General features: G+C 52.4%; 19 protein-coding genes and 1 pseudogene. 12 read left to right on the forward strand and 8 right to left on the reverse strand.

Going from position 1 to position 18,243, the window contains the following annotated elements; genetic code table 11:
* The first annotated feature begins 57 nt into the window (after positions 1–57).
* From SERS4_RS0103210 to SERS4_RS0103230, 6 genes are all read left to right on the forward strand, one after another.
* Positions 58–879, forward strand: coding sequence for a DUF932 domain-containing protein (locus SERS4_RS0103210; protein WP_017891462.1), 822 nt, complete (start codon positions 58–60; stop codon positions 877–879).
* Positions 880–950: 71 nt separating this feature from the next.
* A complete protein-coding gene (gene radC / locus SERS4_RS0103215) occupies positions 951–1,421 on the forward strand; it encodes a DNA repair protein RadC (protein ID WP_017891463.1) in 471 nt (156 codons plus the stop codon).
* Positions 1,422–1,429: 8 nt separating this feature from the next.
* Positions 1,430–1,651, forward strand: coding sequence for a DUF987 family protein (locus tag SERS4_RS26080; protein WP_071592986.1), 222 nt, complete (start codon positions 1,430–1,432; stop codon positions 1,649–1,651).
* A 31-nt stretch (positions 1,652–1,682) separates the two neighbouring features.
* On the forward strand, positions 1,683–2,039 hold the full coding sequence (locus SERS4_RS0103220) for a type IV toxin-antitoxin system YeeU family antitoxin (protein WP_017891464.1): 357 nt from the start codon (positions 1,683–1,685) through the stop codon (positions 2,037–2,039).
* Positions 2,040–2,080: 41 nt separating this feature from the next.
* A complete protein-coding gene (locus tag SERS4_RS0103225) occupies positions 2,081–2,401 on the forward strand; it encodes a TA system toxin CbtA family protein (protein ID WP_017891465.1) in 321 nt (106 codons plus the stop codon).
* Positions 2,402–2,514: 113 nt separating this feature from the next.
* Positions 2,515–3,351, forward strand: coding sequence for a DUF4942 domain-containing protein (locus tag SERS4_RS0103230; protein ID WP_017891466.1), 837 nt, complete (start codon positions 2,515–2,517; stop codon positions 3,349–3,351).
* 307 nt (positions 3,352–3,658) lie between these two features.
* Here SERS4_RS0103230 and SERS4_RS26905 read toward each other — a convergent pair.
* Positions 3,659–3,778 (reverse strand): annotated as a pseudogene (locus SERS4_RS26905) (IS3 family transposase); the annotation flags it as partial.
* Between the two features lie 317 nt (positions 3,779–4,095).
* On the opposite strand from SERS4_RS26905, the gene fic reads away from it, so the two are divergent.
* The 4 genes from fic (at position 4,096) to SERS4_RS0103255 (ending at position 7,894) form a co-directional block, all read left to right on the forward strand.
* Complete coding sequence (gene fic / locus SERS4_RS0103240; RefSeq protein ID WP_012005021.1) at positions 4,096–5,172, forward strand: protein adenylyltransferase Fic; 1,077 nt, start codon at positions 4,096–4,098, stop codon at positions 5,170–5,172.
* 255 nt (positions 5,173–5,427) lie between these two features.
* Positions 5,428–6,063, forward strand: coding sequence for a carbonic anhydrase (locus SERS4_RS0103245; protein ID WP_017891468.1), 636 nt, complete (start codon positions 5,428–5,430; stop codon positions 6,061–6,063).
* A 207-nt stretch (positions 6,064–6,270) separates the two neighbouring features.
* Positions 6,271–6,567 (forward strand): helix-turn-helix transcriptional regulator, encoded by a 297-nt coding sequence (locus SERS4_RS0103250; protein ID WP_017891469.1) that lies wholly within the window; start codon positions 6,271–6,273, stop codon positions 6,565–6,567.
* A 4-nt stretch (positions 6,568–6,571) separates the two neighbouring features.
* A complete protein-coding gene (locus SERS4_RS0103255) occupies positions 6,572–7,894 on the forward strand; it encodes a type II toxin-antitoxin system HipA family toxin (RefSeq protein WP_017891470.1) in 1,323 nt (440 codons plus the stop codon).
* A gap of 96 nt (positions 7,895–7,990) precedes the next feature.
* Here SERS4_RS0103255 and SERS4_RS0103260 read toward each other — a convergent pair whose 3' ends face one another.
* The 5 genes from SERS4_RS0103260 to ascF form a co-directional block, all read right to left on the reverse strand.
* Complete coding sequence (locus SERS4_RS0103260) at positions 7,991–8,962, reverse strand: 5'-nucleotidase (protein ID WP_017891471.1); 972 nt, start codon at positions 8,960–8,962, stop codon at positions 7,991–7,993.
* Between the two features lie 132 nt (positions 8,963–9,094).
* Positions 9,095–10,213 (reverse strand): HNH endonuclease, encoded by a 1,119-nt coding sequence (locus SERS4_RS0103265; protein ID WP_017891472.1) that lies wholly within the window; start codon positions 10,211–10,213, stop codon positions 9,095–9,097.
* A 254-nt stretch (positions 10,214–10,467) separates the two neighbouring features.
* Positions 10,468–10,785, reverse strand: a complete 318-nt coding sequence (locus SERS4_RS0103270; protein WP_017891473.1) for a hypothetical protein — start codon at positions 10,783–10,785, stop codon at positions 10,468–10,470.
* Between the two features lie 355 nt (positions 10,786–11,140).
* Complete coding sequence (locus SERS4_RS0103275) at positions 11,141–12,571, reverse strand: 6-phospho-beta-glucosidase (RefSeq protein ID WP_017891474.1); 1,431 nt, start codon at positions 12,569–12,571, stop codon at positions 11,141–11,143.
* Between the two features lie 27 nt (positions 12,572–12,598).
* A complete protein-coding gene (gene ascF, locus SERS4_RS0103280) occupies positions 12,599–14,050 on the reverse strand; it encodes a PTS cellobiose/arbutin/salicin transporter subunit IIBC (protein ID WP_017891475.1) in 1,452 nt (483 codons plus the stop codon).
* A gap of 286 nt (positions 14,051–14,336) precedes the next feature.
* On the opposite strand from ascF, the gene SERS4_RS0103285 reads away from it, so the two are divergent.
* A complete protein-coding gene (locus SERS4_RS0103285) occupies positions 14,337–15,371 on the forward strand; it encodes a LacI family DNA-binding transcriptional regulator (protein ID WP_156816636.1) in 1,035 nt (344 codons plus the stop codon).
* Here the strand turns inward: SERS4_RS0103285 and SERS4_RS0103290 are convergent.
* The gene (locus tag SERS4_RS0103290) at positions 15,368–16,135 is read right to left on the reverse strand and encodes a helix-turn-helix domain-containing protein (RefSeq protein ID WP_012005034.1); all 768 of its coding nucleotides are present in this window, start codon (positions 16,133–16,135) and stop codon (positions 15,368–15,370) included. The genes SERS4_RS0103285 and SERS4_RS0103290 overlap by 4 nt on opposite strands.
* A 104-nt stretch (positions 16,136–16,239) precedes the next feature.
* On the opposite strand from SERS4_RS0103290, the gene SERS4_RS0103295 reads away from it, so the two are divergent.
* Positions 16,240–17,409 carry an MFS transporter gene (locus SERS4_RS0103295; protein WP_017891477.1) on the forward strand — a complete coding sequence of 390 codons (1,170 nt, stop codon included), beginning with the start codon at positions 16,240–16,242 and terminating at the stop codon, positions 17,407–17,409.
* Between the two features lie 3 nt (positions 17,410–17,412).
* On the opposite strand, the gene SERS4_RS26090 is transcribed toward SERS4_RS0103295, so the two are convergent.
* A complete protein-coding gene (locus tag SERS4_RS26090; protein ID WP_071592988.1) occupies positions 17,413–18,183 on the reverse strand; it encodes a thioesterase II family protein in 771 nt (256 codons plus the stop codon).
* Positions 18,184–18,243: the final 60 nt, after the last annotated feature.

Below are 18,243 nucleotides of genomic sequence, written 5' to 3' on the forward strand. Positions count from 1 at the left end.
GACAGGGCCATCCTTCGGGGTGGCCTTTTTTTATGCCCATTTTCTACAGGAGTTTTTATGACCCGTTTAGCCAGCCGCTTCGGCTCAGTCAATCTTGTTCGCCGCGACCGCCCGTTAACCCGTGACGAACTGGCACACTATGTGCCGAGTGTCTTCAGCGAAGATAAACATGAATCCCGCAGTGACCGATACACATATATTCCGACCATTACCCTGCTAGAAAACTTACAGCGAGAAGGCTTTCAACCTTTCTTTGCCTGCCAGACCCGAGTTCGGGACCAGAGCAAGCGAGAGCACACCAAACACATGCTGCGCCTGCGTCGCGAAGGCCAGATCACTGGCAAACAGGTGCCAGAAATCATCCTCCTTAATAGCCACGATGGCTCCAGTTCATACCAGATGCTACCGGGATTATTTCGTTCAGTTTGTCAGAATGGTTTGATTTGTGGTGAGTCGTTTGGGGAAGTACGCGTGCCGCATAAAGGTAACGTGGTGGAGAAAGTCATTGAAGGGGCTTACGAAGTACTGGGGATTTTTGACCGGGTGGAAGAGAAGCGCGATGCCATGCAGTCGCTGATATTACCGCCACCAGCACAGCAGGCGATGGCGAAAGCAGCATTAACCTATCGCTTTGGTGAAGAACATCAGCCGGTGACGGAATCGCAGATACTATCCCCGCGCCGCTGGCAGGATGAAAGTAACGATCTCTGGACCACTTACCAGCGTGTTCAGGAAAACCTGATTAAAGGTGGACTGTATGGGCGAACTACCAAAGGTAAACGGGCACATACACGCGCCGTTAAAGGTATCGACGGTGATGTGAAACTCAATCGTGCCCTTTGGGTGATGGCCGAGAATATGCTGCAGCTTGCTTTATGAACTTTTTTACCATCCATCTCTTCACGCCCTGCCGCTAAGCCGGTGGGGCTTTTTTGTTTTCAGGAGCACTTATGTCCGCACTCAATATATCCCCGGTATTCACTGCCAACGAGCAACGTGTCATTCGCCGTGCACTGCACCTGCTGGAAAAATACCAGCGTCAACCGAGTGAGCCATTTACCTCTACCAGCTTCACTAAAACCTGGCTTCAGCTCCAGATGGTTCATCAGGAACGTGAAGTTTTTATCGTGATATATCTCGACAATCAGCACTGTCTGCTGGAACGAGAAACACTGTTTACCGGCACGCTCAGCCATACCGAAGTGCATCCCCGTGAAGTGGTTAAATCGGCCCTGAAGCACAATGCAGCTGCGGTCATTCTGGCCCATAACCATCCTTCAGGTACGACAGAAATCAGCCAGCAGGATAAACATATCACCCAGCGGATCGTAAAAGCGTTGGCACTGGTGGAAGTGCGGGTGCTGGATCATCTCGTAGTAGGGAACGAAGTGGTTTCTTTTGCTGAATGTGGCTGGTTGTGAGGTGCAGAATGAAAATCATCAGTAAGCGCCAGGCAATGCATATTTATCGTCAGCATCCCGAATCCAGGCTATCTGCCTTCTGTACAGGTCACTACCGGTGGAATGGTAGTGTCTGCCATTACTACGGACGTGAAGTTCAGGATATCAGCGGCGTACTCGCTGTTTTTGTTGAGCGTCGTCAGGACCGGGCAGGCCCATATGCCATCCTTCGCAGCGTGACGATGAATTAATCACCTCTCTCAGTCATTAAGGAATATGTTAATGCAGTCGACCATCTTATCCGGCACATCAGCGGAGAGCGCATCCTGCCTTCAATGGGGATTAATAAGTAATATCACGCCGTGCTTCGGCGCTCGCCTGGTTCAGGAAGGTAACCGTCTCTACTTTCTGACTGACCGAGCTGGGTTTAATGGTTCATTCAGTGACGATGAAGCATTGTGCCTGGACCAGGCGTTTCCACTAATAATGAAACAGCTAGAGCGGATGCTCACCACTGGAGAGCTTGATCCCCGCAGTCAGCACTCCGTCACTCTGCATTACAACGGACTCACTTGTGAAGCTGACACTCTCGGCTCTCATGGCTACGTTTACATCACTATTTACCCCAGTCAGCCATAACCAGGTAACACCTTCCTCTTCCTTTATCAGGGACTCAACTCATGCATATTTCAACTGTACCGGTCACGGTGCCAGTTTCGTCACGCCTGTCGCCCGTGCAGGTCTGGCAGCAACTATTAACTTATCTGCTGGAACACCATTACGGTCTAACGCTAAACGACACAACATTCCATGATGATTCCGCCATCCAGGAACATATCGAAGCGGGAATAACACTGGCTGATGCGGTGAACTTTCTGGGGGAACGCTATGAACTGATACGCACTGACCGCAAAGGGTTTACATGGCAAGATCAGACACCATTTCTGACCGCTATCGATATTCTCAGAGCCAGGCGAGCTACCGGATTAATGAATACTTAAATTCTTCGAGTCTCCTTCCTGATTTTTACCTCTGCACTTTCTACTTCTTTTATTCATCGCATAATGCGCCTGCCACTCCCGGCAGGCGTGTTTGCTTTTACGGACGATTAACGATGCAAACAGAACCCGACGTGTTAACAGATCACAAAGAACTTATCCTTTCGACCAATATTGAACGTGTGGTCACTGGCCGCGATACCGCACTGAAACAGATAGAACAATTCATTCAGCAGCTTGATGCCATTTCACGGCTAACCTCAGAAATTGGTGGGGGTACAGCGCAAGACTGGGCGATGAAAGCCGGGCACCGTTACGATAGCTGGATGACCGAAAAGGTAGATAAAGCGCTGCCTGCCGTCACCCGCAATATTGACCGTAGTATCTGGCGAGACTTGATGTTGAAGTCTGGCATGATGGCCTTGATGGATGCTCAGGCCCGTGACCAGTGGCATAAGAATCTGGAGGAGGGGGATCTGCCTGCCATCAGCGAGGCGAATATCCTCAGTACTTTTGAGCAGCTACATCTGAACAAAATGGATGTCTTTGAACGTGGCATTATCAATGTCTTCAAAGGGCTGTCCTGGGATTATAAAACTAACAGTCCCTGTAACTTCGGTAAGAAAATCATTATCAATAACTTGGTGAGTCATAATCGATGGGGCTTTAGCTTAAACTGGGGCTGGCGGCGGGATCAATTAGCGGACCTGGAACGAATGTTATTTCTGCTGGATGGTAAACCGATACCCGACACCCGTAGCGATGTTACTACTCGATTGATGGAGCATATTCGGGATAACCCGGCTAAGGATGTTTACGAGGATGAGTTTTTCAGCATTCGTTATTTTCAAAAGGGCACTGCGCACTTGACCTTTAAGCGCCAAGAGTTGATTGAGATGATGAACGATATCATCGCTAAACACTATCCAGGAATGTTAGCTAAGCCTAGGTGATGCGGCAATTTTAACGAGGCTCTTTGCTGGCAAAAATGGCTTAAAACTGGGGATGTAGAACTATATTTAACTAATTGATTTATAATGTTTTTTAATTAAAACTGATTGAGTATACAAGTGAGTATACAAAGCAATATTAACTGATTATATATTTATGTAATTCAGGTTGTTAGGTTGATTTGGCGAGTCCGGCCTTCGCACCATTAGTACAGCGCGAACAAGAAGCCACCGAAAGGTGGTTTTTTTGTGCCTGAAATTTGGCATGGTGGAGTGCCCCCGTTCCGGTAGACAGTTTCTGTCCTCGCGGCGAGGCCTTTTCGAAGACCTCAGGGCTGACGCCACCGAGATGGCTATGGTGCCGGGTACGGCTGTAGCGCACTTCAATGTAATCGAAGATATCCACCCGGGCCATGTCCTGATTTTTATAGTGAGTTAACCCAACGGGCAGTAAAACTCTCGGCAGTGCAATCAATTTATGCAGGCAAGCTACGCTGCATATCCAGATAGGTCGATAAAAATGACCTTTTCAAACCTAATCCCCCAACGTGTTTATGACAGCGGCATATTCCGACTCTGTGTCGATGAAATTCGTTTTTTTAAACATATGGCTGGGATAGATCCAGGGTATCGACAGGTTCCGCTGATATATCGATAAAATGCAATTTTTTAAACATGATGGCGTGACATGTTTATGGCATCGACATAAGATGGCTATATGTCGATGAAAACGGTTTTTATAAACATATGAACTGGGATCCAGAAACTCCTTACAACGATTTGCCGATACTGCCGCCCGATCTGGAGCGTGTTGAAACGCGCAATGTACTCAAAGCGTGCATAAGTGCGCGCGCAGCGATCGCAGAGTTGAAAACTGCAGGTGAGCTGATCCCCGATCAAGGTTTGCTGATAAATATCCTTCCTATGCTGGAAGCGAAAGACTCTTCACGCATTGAGAATATCGTGACTACCAGCGATCAGCTCTTCCAGTATGCAGATCGCGCAGATGGCGCAGATCCGGCCACCAAGGAAGCGCTGCGCTATCGTACAGCACTTTATGATGGCTACACCCACCTCGAGGCTTATCCGCTCTGTACAAACACCGCGATAACTATCTGTACCAAATTACGCGCAGTGCAAACCGATATCAGGAAAACGCCGGGTACGGTATTGCGCGATCAGAACAAAAACGCTGTGTACACCCCCCCCGTGGGTGAAGACGTTATTCGTAACTTACTGGCGAATTGGGAGCGATTCATACACGGCGATGATGATTTAGATCCACTAGTAAAAATGGCTATTGCGCACTATCAGTTTGAGTGTATTCATCCCTTTCCTGACGGGAACGGGCGAACGGGCCGTATCCTGAATATCTTGTATTTGATTCAGACTGGGCTGCTTTCGCTGCCTATTCTGTATTTATCTCACTTCATCCTGGAGCGGCGTGACGATTACTACATGCTCCTGCGCAGGGTGACAGAAGAGGGGGATTGGGAATCATGGATCTTGTTTATGCTGGAGGCGATAGAGAACACGTCTCGGTGGACGACTGACAAGATATCGATTGTTCGGGCATTGATGGCAGAAACCACAGAATATGTGCGCGAGAAGTTGCCGAAAATTTACACCCATGAACTTATCCAGGCGCTTTTTGCGCAGCCGTATTGCCGGATCGATAACCTTGTGGAACGCGGTGTAGCCAAGCGCCAGACGGCATCAACGTATCTTAAGCAACTGGTAGAAATTGGTATTCTGGAGGAAATGAGAGTTGGCCGTGAAAAGCTGTATATCAACACCAGGCTGCTACAGGAATTGAATCAGTAGTTATATACCCATTAAGGTAGGGGCAACGACCCATCCGTGCTCAATAAGTGGGGGGAGTTCACGGTCACCCCCTCAATTAAAGAATGCGCAGAGAGCGGTTATCCCCAATTTAACCGCGTTGCCGCTACTCGTCATTGCCACTTTTGCGGGCAGGTTCCGCAGTCCCTTGAACGTTCATTTCCTTCTAAGAGGTGCTGGACTAACCGGGAGTGATGATTATCATGTTATCGAGACTACAGACCCAGAGAGCGTGCTATGCAACATATCATTGAAGGTTTCCTCAGCTTCCAGAAAGAGATTTTCCCACAGCGTAAGGAACTCTTCCGCAGCCTTGCCTCCAGCCAGAACCCTAAAGCGCTTTTTATTTCGTGTTCTGACAGCCGCCTGGTACCCGAGCTTGTGACACAGCAAGAACCGGGGCAGCTTTTCGTTATTCGTAACGCAGGCAACATCGTTCCTTCCTTTGGCCCGGAACCGGGCGGGGTGTCGGCGACCATTGAATACGCGGTGGTGGCACTGGGCGTCACGGATATCGTGATTTGCGGCCACTCGAACTGTGGCGCCATGAAGGCGATAGCCTCTTGCCAGTGCCTTGACCCGATGCCTGCTGTGGCCCACTGGCTGCACTATGCGGACGCGGCCAAAGCGGTGGTAGAGAAGAAAACGTGGGATAACGAAATCGACAAAGTTAACGCTATGGTCGAAGAGAACGTCATCGCCCAGCTAAATAACATTAAGACTCACCCGTCCGTTGCCGTGGGGCTGCGCAACAACGGCCTGCGTCTGCACGGCTGGGTGTACGACATCGAAAGTGGCGAGATCCGCACGCTGGATAAAAATACCAAGAATTTTGTTTCACTGGCGGATAACCCCGCAGTTCACTTCGAATAAAGCGATGCCTAGTCTTGGCTATCAAATTCAATCCACGTTTCGGCGTGGATTTTTTTATGGATAAATTTAGCCAAGCTAACAGCCTTTAGGCTGTACTTGGAACAAAACACCCTATAAGCTGTATTTTGCATTTACAGCCTTTGGGGTGTAACTTGAACAATACAGTTTATAATCTGTACACAGCGATAAGGCAGCGAGCCGCTATCTATGAATACCGTCTATCCGTTAAAAACTCTGAGCCAGCTGCGTCCTTTACTGGTGGGTTTTCGTAAAGCGAAAGGTCTGACGCAAAAAGACGTCTCTGAGAGGCTGGGCGTAACCCAGCAGACCTATGCTCGCCTGGAGTCAAACCCGGCATCAGCCAGCCTGGAACGTCTGTTTAGGGTGTTTAATGTGCTGGGTATTGAAATGGTGTTTTCATCAGAGCTTACCTCTCCGGGATGTGAAACCGAGGAAGCTTCTGCCGAACATAGAAACTCACCCGCCAGACGGGAACAGTGGTGATGAGATGCGCCGTTCGCAACAACGCTTAGCTATCTGGATGAACGGTATTCCGGTGGGATACTGGGAAAAGCACAAAGGTGAAGATCGGCTGGAATATCACCCTGACTGGATTGCTGATAGTCAGGGGCGGCCTTTATCGCTTTCGTTGCCTTTCACTCCGGGGAATCAACCTTATCGCGGCAACGTAGTACGCGATTATTTCGATAACCTGCTGCCTGATAGCGAAGGGATCCGCCGACGGCTGGCAATGCGTTATCATGCCGAAAGTCTGGATCCCTTTGATTTACTTGCTGAGCTTGGCCGTGATTGCGTTGGCGCTATACAGCTTCTTGATATTGATGAGCAACCCGCCCATATCTTTTCCATCAGGCAACGACCGCTTTCAGAGGCGCAAATTGCCGAGATGCTTCGCAATACTGCCACGGTGTTACCGGGGCAACACGGCCAGGATGACGACCTACGTTTATCTATTGCCGGCGCTCAGGAAAAAACAGCGCTGTTGTGGCATGACAATCAGTGGTGTTTGCCTGAGGGAAATACGCCGACCACGCATATTTTCAAATTAGCGCTGGGGCTGGTGGGCAATATGCGAGCTGATATGAGCACATCCATCGAGAATGAGTGGCTCTGCTCTCTCATACTTGAGCACTATGGAGTGCCTGTCGCAAGAACGGCTATTGCGCAATTTGAAGATCAAAAGGCACTGGTCGTTGAGCGTTTTGACAGAAAACTTTCAAGCGATAAACAGTGGTGGATCCGCCTGCCGCAAGAGGATATGTGTCAGGCTCTGGGCGTTTCGCCACTGAGGAAGTACCAGTCAGATAGTGGCCCCGGTATTACCGATATTATGGGAGTCTTGAGCCGTTCAGATCAGGCTGAAACAGATCGCAGACACTTTTTTAAAGCACAGATTATTTTTTGGCTACTGGCTGCGACCGATGGTCACGCAAAGAATTTCAGTCTTGCGCATTTACCGCAAAATCGTTACCACATGACGCCACTGTACGATGTGTTATCCGCGTGGCCAGTGATTGGCCCGGGGAATAGCCAGATAGCCTGGCAGAAGTGCAAACTGGCGATGGCCGTTCGTGGTAGCAGTAACCATTACCTCATTAGCCAGATCCGACGCCGTCACTGGATAAAACACGGTGAAATAACTGGGTTAGGCCAGTATGAGGTTGAATCCATTATTGAAGAGCTCCTCGCGGATACTCCGGGAGTCATTGATCGTGTCGCTGACTTGCTGCCGGGGCAGTTTCCATCTGAATTAGCGGTGAAAATTTTTGATGGTATGCGGCAGCAGAGTGCGAGGTTGGCAGGGAGATAATAAGCGGTGCTGGTAAGGAATCATGTTGCCCCAGATATTGGGGCTTAATCACGTATAATTTACCAGCATTTACCCGCTTGGAGGCCAATTACAATATCAATTCTTCGTATCCGCCGCTAAATAGAGTCCAGAAGTTTTCGCATAAGGCACTTTACCTGAAGGCACAAGCTTTGCTGCTGCATCCAAATGAACATCTTGATCATCAAAGAAGATATGTGGTCTGAATGCTTTTAAAACTTTATCTTTTCCAACCCCACCGAGAAAAAATGCTTCGTCAACGTAAACGCCCCAGTTGCGTAGCGTTTTAATCACTCTCATCTCGGAAGGGGAATTTCTTGCAGTGACTAAAGCAATACGGATTGGGGAGTATTCCATTCTTATTGGCAGCCGCTCCTGAAGTTTTGCCAACTTTTTGAGCAATGTAGCATACGGGCCTTCCCCCATAGGGATGTCTTGCTGTGCATTCTCTTGAGCGTGAAATGCTGCCATCCCTTGTGTTTTATAGACCAATTCACTCTCATCTGAAAAAAGTACGGCATCTCCATCAAAGGCAATTCTGACCTGGCCTTCAGGGATCTCTGGAGCATCTGCAGGAGGATCTTTCAAAATGGCTGCAGCACAGAAACAAGAGTCAATTACCTTCTGTGCATCAGCAACATTTGTCGTCAGAAAAAGGTCTACATCAAATGCATCTAAGTAATCAGCAACTGTTTCTCCGGCTGTGAATGCCGAACGTGAGATGTCTAATTTATCGTGGCGGATGGTGTTTAATACACGAATACCGGTCTCTGGGCTATTACGAGACATAACAACGACTTCTACTAACGGTGATTTATCTTCGGCCCGTTTATGCTGGTTTAGACCGAGTAATGCTTTGATAAGTGGGTAGCCCGTCCCAGGCTTGAGTGGTTCATTTTCGTGCTCTAGCATATAGGCACGATATTGCTCAATTGCACTGTCGGGATCTGTGGCAGATGTTTCTTGAAACATACGATCCGACTCACTCATATCAAACAGCGCGGTAGCACTTATACCAATAACCAATGTATTGCTTAGATCTAATGCCATTTGTACTCTCCTATCGGATCACCGCAAAGCGTTGGCAGAGGATGATGTGGGGAAAAGATGATCCTTTTTTAGACCCCGATCTTTAAACACCCCCCTTGAAACACTTCTGCTCAAATAGTTTTTAAATAATGGCTATTTAAAATTGGCTTCTTTCAGCTCCAACTTCACCATCAAAGTCTGGTTCAGCGCTTTCCCATCAGCTCCACTGTGTATCCGACGGTGGCAGGTAGGGCAGATAGCGCCAACCCACTGAGGGTGATCGGGGCCTTCATCGGCTAGGCGTTTTGTGTGGTGAGGCTCCAGGTAGGGTTCGCCATTCTTTTTCATGAACGGAGCCGGTTTATCGCATGACTCACAGATGCCATTGGCGCGTTGCAGTACGTATTTTTTCACGTCCTCGCTGCGCTTGAACCAAGAGTTCTTGCTGTCACTTTCTTTACGCTGGCCCGTCATCATGGATGATTTTATGGCCTTGGCACGTAGCTGCTCGAGCGTTTCTTTCTTTTGGTCTATTTCTGATGTAGTGGTGTCATTGTCAACGTCTTGAGCGGAAGATACCCGGAATAAATTAAAAACGATCCCTTGCCTCATTTTTTTCTCGGTATCTAGACATTGGGTGTAATTCCATGAATCGCACTCAAACAATCCAACAAATTTTACGCCAGTACGTTTTTTATTATATTCAAATAAAAGTATATCCCTACCATTATCTTTATGGTCTCGGATATGTTTATTACCGTTGGTAAACGCCATATCACCGTTTTGGCCTTCTCCCGTGTAGGAAAAGTGGTCGTCGTTAGACCATCCGTCTTTGTACCCATGAGTTTCGCCAGCTTCGCCAGTAAAAATGAAGATAACGGGGAATTCTTTGGGTGTCGATATTCCGCCCTGCTCTTGCCCGCCATAGAGGTCGTGGAGGTCTTTACGTTTGTAAAGCTCACCTTTTTCTAATTTCTGCAGAGGGTGCGGTGTCTCAACCACCTCGAAGCCAAGGTTTTTAAACGCTTGGATGATTATTTCTAAATTAACACTGAATTTTATTTTCTCTGACGGTTCTCCAAGTTGGAGAATATAAGCTGCTGTAGCGATCCCATTAATGTCGTACAGAGATTTATTATAACGGACCTTGTGTGTTCTTATTTTTTCAATTTTATTTTTTTTAAGGAAATTATCATAACCTTGGTTGTTATATTCCTTGATTGCGTCTAAAACAGCCTCTTTAGAAGATAACATCGCGATCTTAATAGCCAAAACATTTCCCTCATTGCAGAACAGATTCTGATCAATGCGTTTGCGTGCTGCCAGCGGCCATGCGTCGTTATCCAGCAGTTAACTCATCGATTTATCGAATGCGTTAACTATGCCAGGCCACGGGGGAAATGCCTACCTTCGTGAATGTGTTTATCGTGATATGTCAGTCAGATCTATAAGATTTACCGGAGTGATAAGAACGGCACAAAACTAATGCCGTTCTTATTATTGATTTTGGCTTTTATTTTAACTTATCAGCTCTGGCACTCCATCTCACGCAGCGCGCGGCCATAGAGGTTGCAAAGTGCTGGCACCAAGTGAGCCGTCGCGTTGAGGTAGTGAGTTAGCTGTTCCCACTGGGTGTCGTCAGGTTGCGGGTGCTTTTGCATAAGTTCACCGAACAGCATCAGGCCGTGGCAGAGTCCTTCGGCCTGCTCGGCGGAGAGGGCGGCAAGGTCTAAAAGTTGTGTTGAATCTAGGGTGCTGAGATCGAGCTGAATGAAGAGTTGGCGATAGAGGGTGAGGGTGCTTGGCGCTGTTTCAGGTGTGCTTGTTGGAGAGGTGTTTTCCATATCGGTCATTTCCATTGGGGAGAGAAATACCGCTACCAGAAGAGACGCTAAACTCGGGGTGGTAGCTCGAGCGGAGTTAGCGTAACCGGCCCCAACGGATCCCGGCCTTCCCGGAGGAAGCACCACCCGAGCCACCATTGTTTGGGTGCGCATCGGCATGCCGAATTTATACCATATTCGGACAGGGTTGGGGGATTCGGAACGCTAACTCCGGCTGCGGATTGTGCCGCAGCCAACAGACTATAGCGCTGACAAAAAGGCTAAAAAACAGCCTGTACAGAATTACAGGGGCTTACTGCCCAATCTGGAATACGGCTCGCAATAATCGCCTTTAGCTGCCTTTATCGTACCCAACCTACCCCAAATCGGCCCCATTACTGGCAATCACTCGTTTGTACCACCAGAAAGACTTCTTGCGCGTGCGGGCGAGGGTGCCGTTGCCGTTGTCGTCGCGGTCGACGTAAACCAGGCCATAGCGCTTGCTCATTTCGCCGGTCGAAGCCGCCACCAGGTCAATGCAGCCCCAGGTGGTGTAACCCATCACCGGCACGCCGTCGGCGATGGCGTCGGCCATGGCGCGGATGTGTTCCCGCAGGTAGCTGATGCGGTAATCGTCGGCTATCTCGCCGTCGGCATTGAACTCGTCGTGCGCGCCCAGGCCGTTTTCCACCAGGAACAGCGGTTTTTGGTAGCGGTCGTACATCATGTTCATGGTGATGCGCAAACCCAGTGGGTCGATACCCCAGCCCCAGTCGCTGCGCGGAATATGCGGATTGGTCAGGGATTTCACCACGTTGGCGGCGCTGCTGTTGTTGTCGTTCATATCGGCAGAAGCGCAGCGCGAGGCGTAATAGCTGAAAGAGACAAAATCGACGGTATTCTTCAGGATCTCGCTGTCGCCTTCTTCCATCGCGATGCTCACGCCTTTCTCGCGGAACACCCGGGCAGAGTAAGAAGGGTAGGCACCACGGGCCTGCACATCGATAAAGAACAGGTTCTCGCGGTCTTTCTCCAGCGCGGCCCACACGTCTTCCGGCTTGCTGGACCAGGGGTAGAAATTGCCGCCGGCCAGCATACAGCCCACCTGGTTGGCGGGGTTCACCTCGTGCGCGATGCGCGTCGCCAGCGCACTGGCCACCAGTTCGTGGTGCACGGCCTGGTATTTTACCTGCTCGGGGTTCTCGTTCGCCTCAAACACTAATCCTGCGCCGGAGAACGGGCTGTGCAGCACAATGTTGATCTCGTTGAAGGTGAGCCAGTATTTCACCAGCCCGTCGAAGGCTTCAAAACAGGTGCGGGCATAGCGGGTGAAAAACTCCACCATCTTGCGGCTGCGCCAGGAGCCGTATTCGGTCACCAGGTGCATCGGCACGTCGAAATGGCACAGGGTCACCAGCGGCTCGATGCCGTATTTGCGGCACTCTTCGAACAGGCTGCGGTAGAAGGCGATGCCTTCCGGGTTGGGCGTCAGCTCGTCGCCGTTCGGGTAAATCCGGCTCCAGGCGATAGAGGTGCGGAATACGCTAAAGCCCATCTCCGCCATCAGCGCAATGTCGTCGCGGTAGCGGTGGTAAAAATCAATGGCGTCGTGGCTTGGGTAAAACTCGTCTTCACGCAGGGTAAAGCGCTTTTCCAGGCCGAGTTTTACCGGCATGCGGTTGGGGCCATGCGGGATCATATCGACCGTGGTCAGCCCTTTTCCGCCCTCCAGATAGCCACCTTCAGACTGGTTGGCGGCCAAGGCGCCGCCCCATAAAAACCCTTGCGGGAATGTCGAATCAGACATGAAATCCTCTGTAACTTAAATAGTGCTTCATTGGGTATTCGCAGCGTTAACGGTATTCGTCGCGGGGGCCGGGGGCGCGGTTTGAGCCTCTTCGCTTTCCGGGATGTCTTCGAAGCCCAAAAGCAGCGTGAGCACGAATGACAGCACCACGGCAAGCACCATCACGCCGCCGACCCAGACAATGCTCATCGGGTTGGTCGGGTCGAAGAACTGCACGCTGGTGAACAGGCCGGGCGAAGCCATCGAATGGCTGGCCAACCCACCGAGACCGGCGACGGCACCGCAGATAAAACCGCTGATCAGGCTGGCGATCAACGGGCGTTTAAGTCGCACCGCCACGCCGTACAGCGCCGGTTCGGAAATGCCCGCGACAATGGCGGAAGCGGCGGCGGCCAAGGCGGTCTGGCGCAGTTCGCGGTTCTTGGTTTTGAACGCCACCGCCAGCGAAGAGCCGCCGAGCGACAGGTTGGCACCAATCTCCGAAGGCATCACCATGCCCTCTTTGCCGGTTTCGGCGATGGTCTGGATGATGGTTGGCGTGAATACGCGGTGCATGCCGGTCATCACCAGCAGCGGCCAAATGGCCCCCATAATGGCGACGGAAAGCCAGCCCAGATAACCATGCACGGTGTACACCAGCGCCGAAATCCCGCTGCCGATCCAGATGCCGACCGGGCCGATAAACACTATCGCGATCGGCGCGGCAATCAGCACAATCAGCATCGGCTTAAGGAAGTTCTTGGTCACCGCCGGGGTGATGCGGTCAACCCAGCGCTCGATGTACGACAATATCCAGGTCATCACCAGCGCGGGGATCACCGTGTAGGTGTATTTCACCGCCGTCACCGGGATGTAGGCAAACTCCACCGCCTGGCCCTGCGCCGCCTTGGCCATCAGGTCGATAAAGTTGGGGTGCAGCAGCACCCCGGCAATGGCGATTGCCAGTGACATGTTGGTTTTGAATTTCAGCGCCGCAGAGGCGGCCACCATCACCGGCAGGAAGAAGAACGCGCCGTCGCCAATCACGTTCAGTATCACCAGGGTCGACGAGCCTTTTTCGAACACGCCGAACATATCCAGGATCATCGCCAGCAGTTTCACCATCGAACCGCCGATGATGGCCGGGATCAACGGTGACATGGTGCCGATCAGGGCGTCGAGAATGCCGGCACCAATGCCTTTCAGGGTGATTTTGCGTTTTGCCGGAGTGGCGGTGGGGGTGTTACCCGGCATGCCTAGCGCCAGCACCGCCTGATAAGCCTTCGACACTTCATTGCCGATGATTACCTGGCATTGCTCACCGCTGTGCACCACGCCCAATACGCCATTAATGGCTTTCAGCGCCGGGGTGTCGATCAGAGCCTTGTCTTTCACCACGAACCGCAGGCGGGTCATGCAGTGGGTCACGGCTTCAATATTGGTGAGGCCACCCAGCGCCTTCACGATAGCGGGTGAGATCTCTGCGTAATTCTTCGGCATGGAATTATCGTCTCTTTAGATAGGAATTCGGATTGCCCAAAGGCGAACTTTTATTGCCTGGGCGATCCGCCGTTCCATCTGAATGAAACGCCCACAAGAAACCGGTTTCACAAAATCATGATGTGATATTTGTTTGGTGGCAAGAATTATGATTTTTTGGTTTTTTGTTTCGTGATGGCGGTCACTTTTGGTTCAAGGGTGGCGACGGAAGCGGGTGTGAAAACATTTCAAACAGGGGGCGTCTTGGGTAGACTGCGCTGACTCAATCGACTTTGACGGCGCAGAGATGGCAACAATACTTGAGGTAGCGAACAGGGCGGGCGTGTCGAAAGCGACGGTGTCCCGCGTGTTGTCCGGCAGCGGCTACGTCAGCCCGGAGAAGCGTGAACGGGTGGACAAAGCCATCGCCGAAACGGGTTACCGGCCCAATCTGCTGGCGCGTAATCTGGCGACCAAAACCACCCAGACCATCGGGCTGGTGGTGACCAATACGCTGTACAGCGGTAACTACTTCAGCGAGCTGATGTTTCAGTCGGCGCGCATCATGGAAGAGCACGGCCGCCAGTTGATTTTGGCGGACGGCAAGCACACCGCCGCAGAAGAAAAAGCCGCCATTGAATACCTGCTGGATATGCGCTGCGACGGCGTGATCATCTACCCGCGTTTTCTGTCGATTAGCGAAATGGACGAGATCATCTCCCGGCACAAGCAGCCGATCCTGGTCATCAACCGTCGGCTCAGGCTTAACGACAGCTACTGCATCTTCAGCGATCAACACGCCGCCAGCGTGACGGCGGTGCAGCAGCTAATCGAGCGGGGGCATCGCGATATCGCTTTTATCACCGGTTCGCTGGATTCCCCCACCGGGCTGGAGCGGCTCTCAGGCTACAAATCTGCGCTGGCGGAACATGATATTGGCGTAAAAGACGCGCTGATTGTCGAAGGGAAGTGGAACGCGCAAAGCGGCATGGCGGCGGTCGATAAGCTGTTGGCCGGCGACCACGCCTTTAGCGCGATTGTTGCCAGCAACGACGAGATGGCCATCGGCGCCATCAAGCGGCTGGCGGAATGCCAAATCCCGGTGCCGTCCGCCGTGTCGGTGATAGGTTTCGATGATATTCCACTGGCCCCTTATACCATTCCCTCACTCTCCAGCATGAAAATGCCGGTGTCCGAAATGATTAAGGAAACCATCCATCGGCTGGTGTCGATGCTGGACGGCGGCGAACTGAGCAAGCGCCCCACTTTCCCGGCCAGCCTGATGCTGCGTGATTCGGTGGCGACGGGGCCTTATTGGTTGGCAGAGAAGGCGCGCGGTTAACGGCGGATCAGCATATAGGCGCGCGGCGAACTGCCGGTCATATTTTTAAAGAAGGTTGAGAAGGCGCTGTCGCTGGAGAATTCAAGCTTACCGGCGATATCTGACAGGCCGTATCCCTCCGCCAGCAGCTCAATGGCTTTGATCAAACGCCATTGCTGGCGCCACTGCTGGTAGCTCAATCCGGTCTCCTTACGAAAGATACGGCTGATGGTTTTCTCCGAAGCGCCGCTGTAGCGCGCCAGCTCATTGAGCGGCGGTACTTCCTCCATGCCGGCCAGTTGTCGTAAGCGGCGGTCCTTGGGCAGCGGCAATAAGGTCAGTTCGCGCTGTGCATGCCGTATTTCGTCCAGGCATACGGCAAGAATATTGGCGCTGGGGCCGCTTTCCCACTGGGTGGTAAAGTCGGCGAGGGCGATCCGCTCCAGCACTTCCCGCAGCAAAGAAGAGGCCGACAGCACTTCCAGATGGGGCGAAAGGCCGGGGTAGCGGTGGTTGTCGAGATAAACCGAGCGATAACCCGCCACGCCGGTAACCTGAACACGGTGCACCACCAACGGTGGGATCCAGGCAATGCGCGCCGGCGGCAGGAGGCAAATGCTTTCATTGAGCGTGATGCGCATACAGCCCCGTTGGCTGAACAGCAACTGCCCCATGTTGTGCCAGTGCGGCCCGGAATCATGTTGTGCCAGCTCGGCCGCAATGCCTAACACGCTATTGTTGATAGCATCGGGATCAAATTCATCCTGTGCGCTGAGCCATGCCATAAGTCTGTCCGATTTTATAAGTTTTTTGTCTTTTATATTGTAATGGCCAGGGTGGGGAAGGTGCTACTTTGTGGCCTACTTTCTTTATGGATACGGGATGTACCATGCAACGCAGACTGACCCTTACCCTGGCGACACTGATGATGATGTTTCCCCAAATTGTGGAAACGATCTATAGCCCGGCGCTCACGCACATTGCCGACGGTTTTCACGTCAGCGCGGAGGTCGCGGCGCAAACCCTGTCCTGTTACTTTTTCGCTTTTGCTTTCGGGGTTGTCATCTGGGGCCGTTTGTGTGACGTGATCGGCCGGCGCCCCACCATTTTGGCCGGTTTGGCGCTGTATCTGCTGGCGTCGATCATCGCCATCTTCAGCACCGGCTTTACCCTGCTGTTGGCGGCCAGGGTACTGGCGGCGTTTGGTGCAGCGGTGGGGTCCGTAGGCACCCAGACTGCCATTCGCGATCGGTTCGACGGTTATGAGCTGGCGCGGGTGTTTTCCGTGATGGGGATTGCGATGGCGCTCAGCCCTGCGGTGGGGGTGCTGAGCGGCGCCCTGTTAACCCATTACTGGGGTTATCAGGGGGTGTTTGCCGGGCTGGCGGCGTTGGCCGCCTTGCTGCTGGCCTATGCCGCATGGCAGTTGCCGGAAACGCGCCCGCCGCAGGTGGTGAAAAGCTCCTTCTTCGGCACGTTTGGCAGAATGGTGAAAGACGGCGATATCTGGCGCAGCGCATGGCTGGTGGCCCTGTTCAACGTCTGCATGTTCAGCTATTACCAACTGGCACCGTTTCGGTTTGAAGCGCTGGGCCTTCCGCCGCAGTGGTTTGGCTATACCGGGTTGGTGCTGGCCGCCGGCGTCGGGATCGGCGCGGCAATCAACAAGTTTCTCATCGCCAAACAGTGGCTGTTTACGCCACTGCTGATGCTGGCCTGCGTATTGGCGTTGATCGGCGGCGGCCTGGTGTTCCTGTTGGAAGATAAGCTGTGGTTCGTGCTGCCGATGATGCTGGTGGTGATGGCCTACGGCATCGCGATCCCAAATATTCTGGCGCGGGCGCTGCGAAATTATAAGGATTGCATGGGCACCGCGGGCGCAATCCTTGGCCTGATGTACTACCTGATGCTGGCGGCGGGGCTGGTGCTGGCCGGGTTGGCGCAGCGGCCGGGCATCGTACTGATGACGAGTAGCGCCTGCGCGCTGCTGCTGGCGTTGACCGTGGTGCGTGGTGAACGCACCGTCACATTGGGTAAACGCAATAGCGAGCAGGCGTAACCCTCAGCAGGGCGTTGGCGGGGCGCTCAGCGGGCCCGCCAGCAAGGCATGAAGCGCTTCTATCACCGCATTGCGCTGTTCGTTCAAAAAGAGGTGCCTGCCGGGGAAGCGTTGTTCATGCACTTCGCCCCCGGCCAGCAACCGCCAATCCGCCAGATCCTGCCTGTCGACCCAAAGATCGTCCTCGCCATAAAAAACCGCCAGCGGGATCGGGAAATGAGTTTCCCGTGGGAAAATAATCTGACTGGCAAGCAGGAGATCGGCACGGATAAGCGGCAAATAGGCGTCAAGCAGCTCGGCGCTTTCGTCGGTGATTTCACCTGTTTGCCCAGATTCGTGAAGTGTTTCAATCAGCGCGTCGCGCGTCATGCGCAGCAAATGACCGTGCTTTGCTACGTAGGGCGTGGAGCAGGCGGATGCGATCAACATTATGGGCGACAACCTGGCTGAGAGCGCGGTCGCCAATGCCAGTCTGCCGCCAAGGCTGTGGCCGAAAAAGACGCAGGGTTTGTCCTGCAGGGGGGCCAGAGCCTGCTGCAGTTCGGTCACCAGCCTGCGGTGCTGGCACGCTGGCACTTCGTCCGCCCGGTCTTCGCGCCCGGGATATTGTATGGCGAACAGTTCGATGTCAGGGTGCAGCAGGCAGCTCCAGGCACGGAAGATGCCGGCACTCCCTCCGGCATGAGGAAAGCAAATCAGTCGCAATTTACCCTGACGTGTGGGGGTCAGCGCTTTCAGGCACCGATCAGTTCCCCGGGATTGTATAGTATGCATGGCAGGTTAATCGCCGTTCAGGATGAAGGGAAAGGGGATCGCGCGATCCCCTGGTTTCCG

This window comes from Serratia sp. S4, from assembly GCF_000347995.1.
Lineage (GTDB): Bacteria > Pseudomonadota > Gammaproteobacteria > Enterobacterales > Enterobacteriaceae > Serratia > Serratia quinivorans.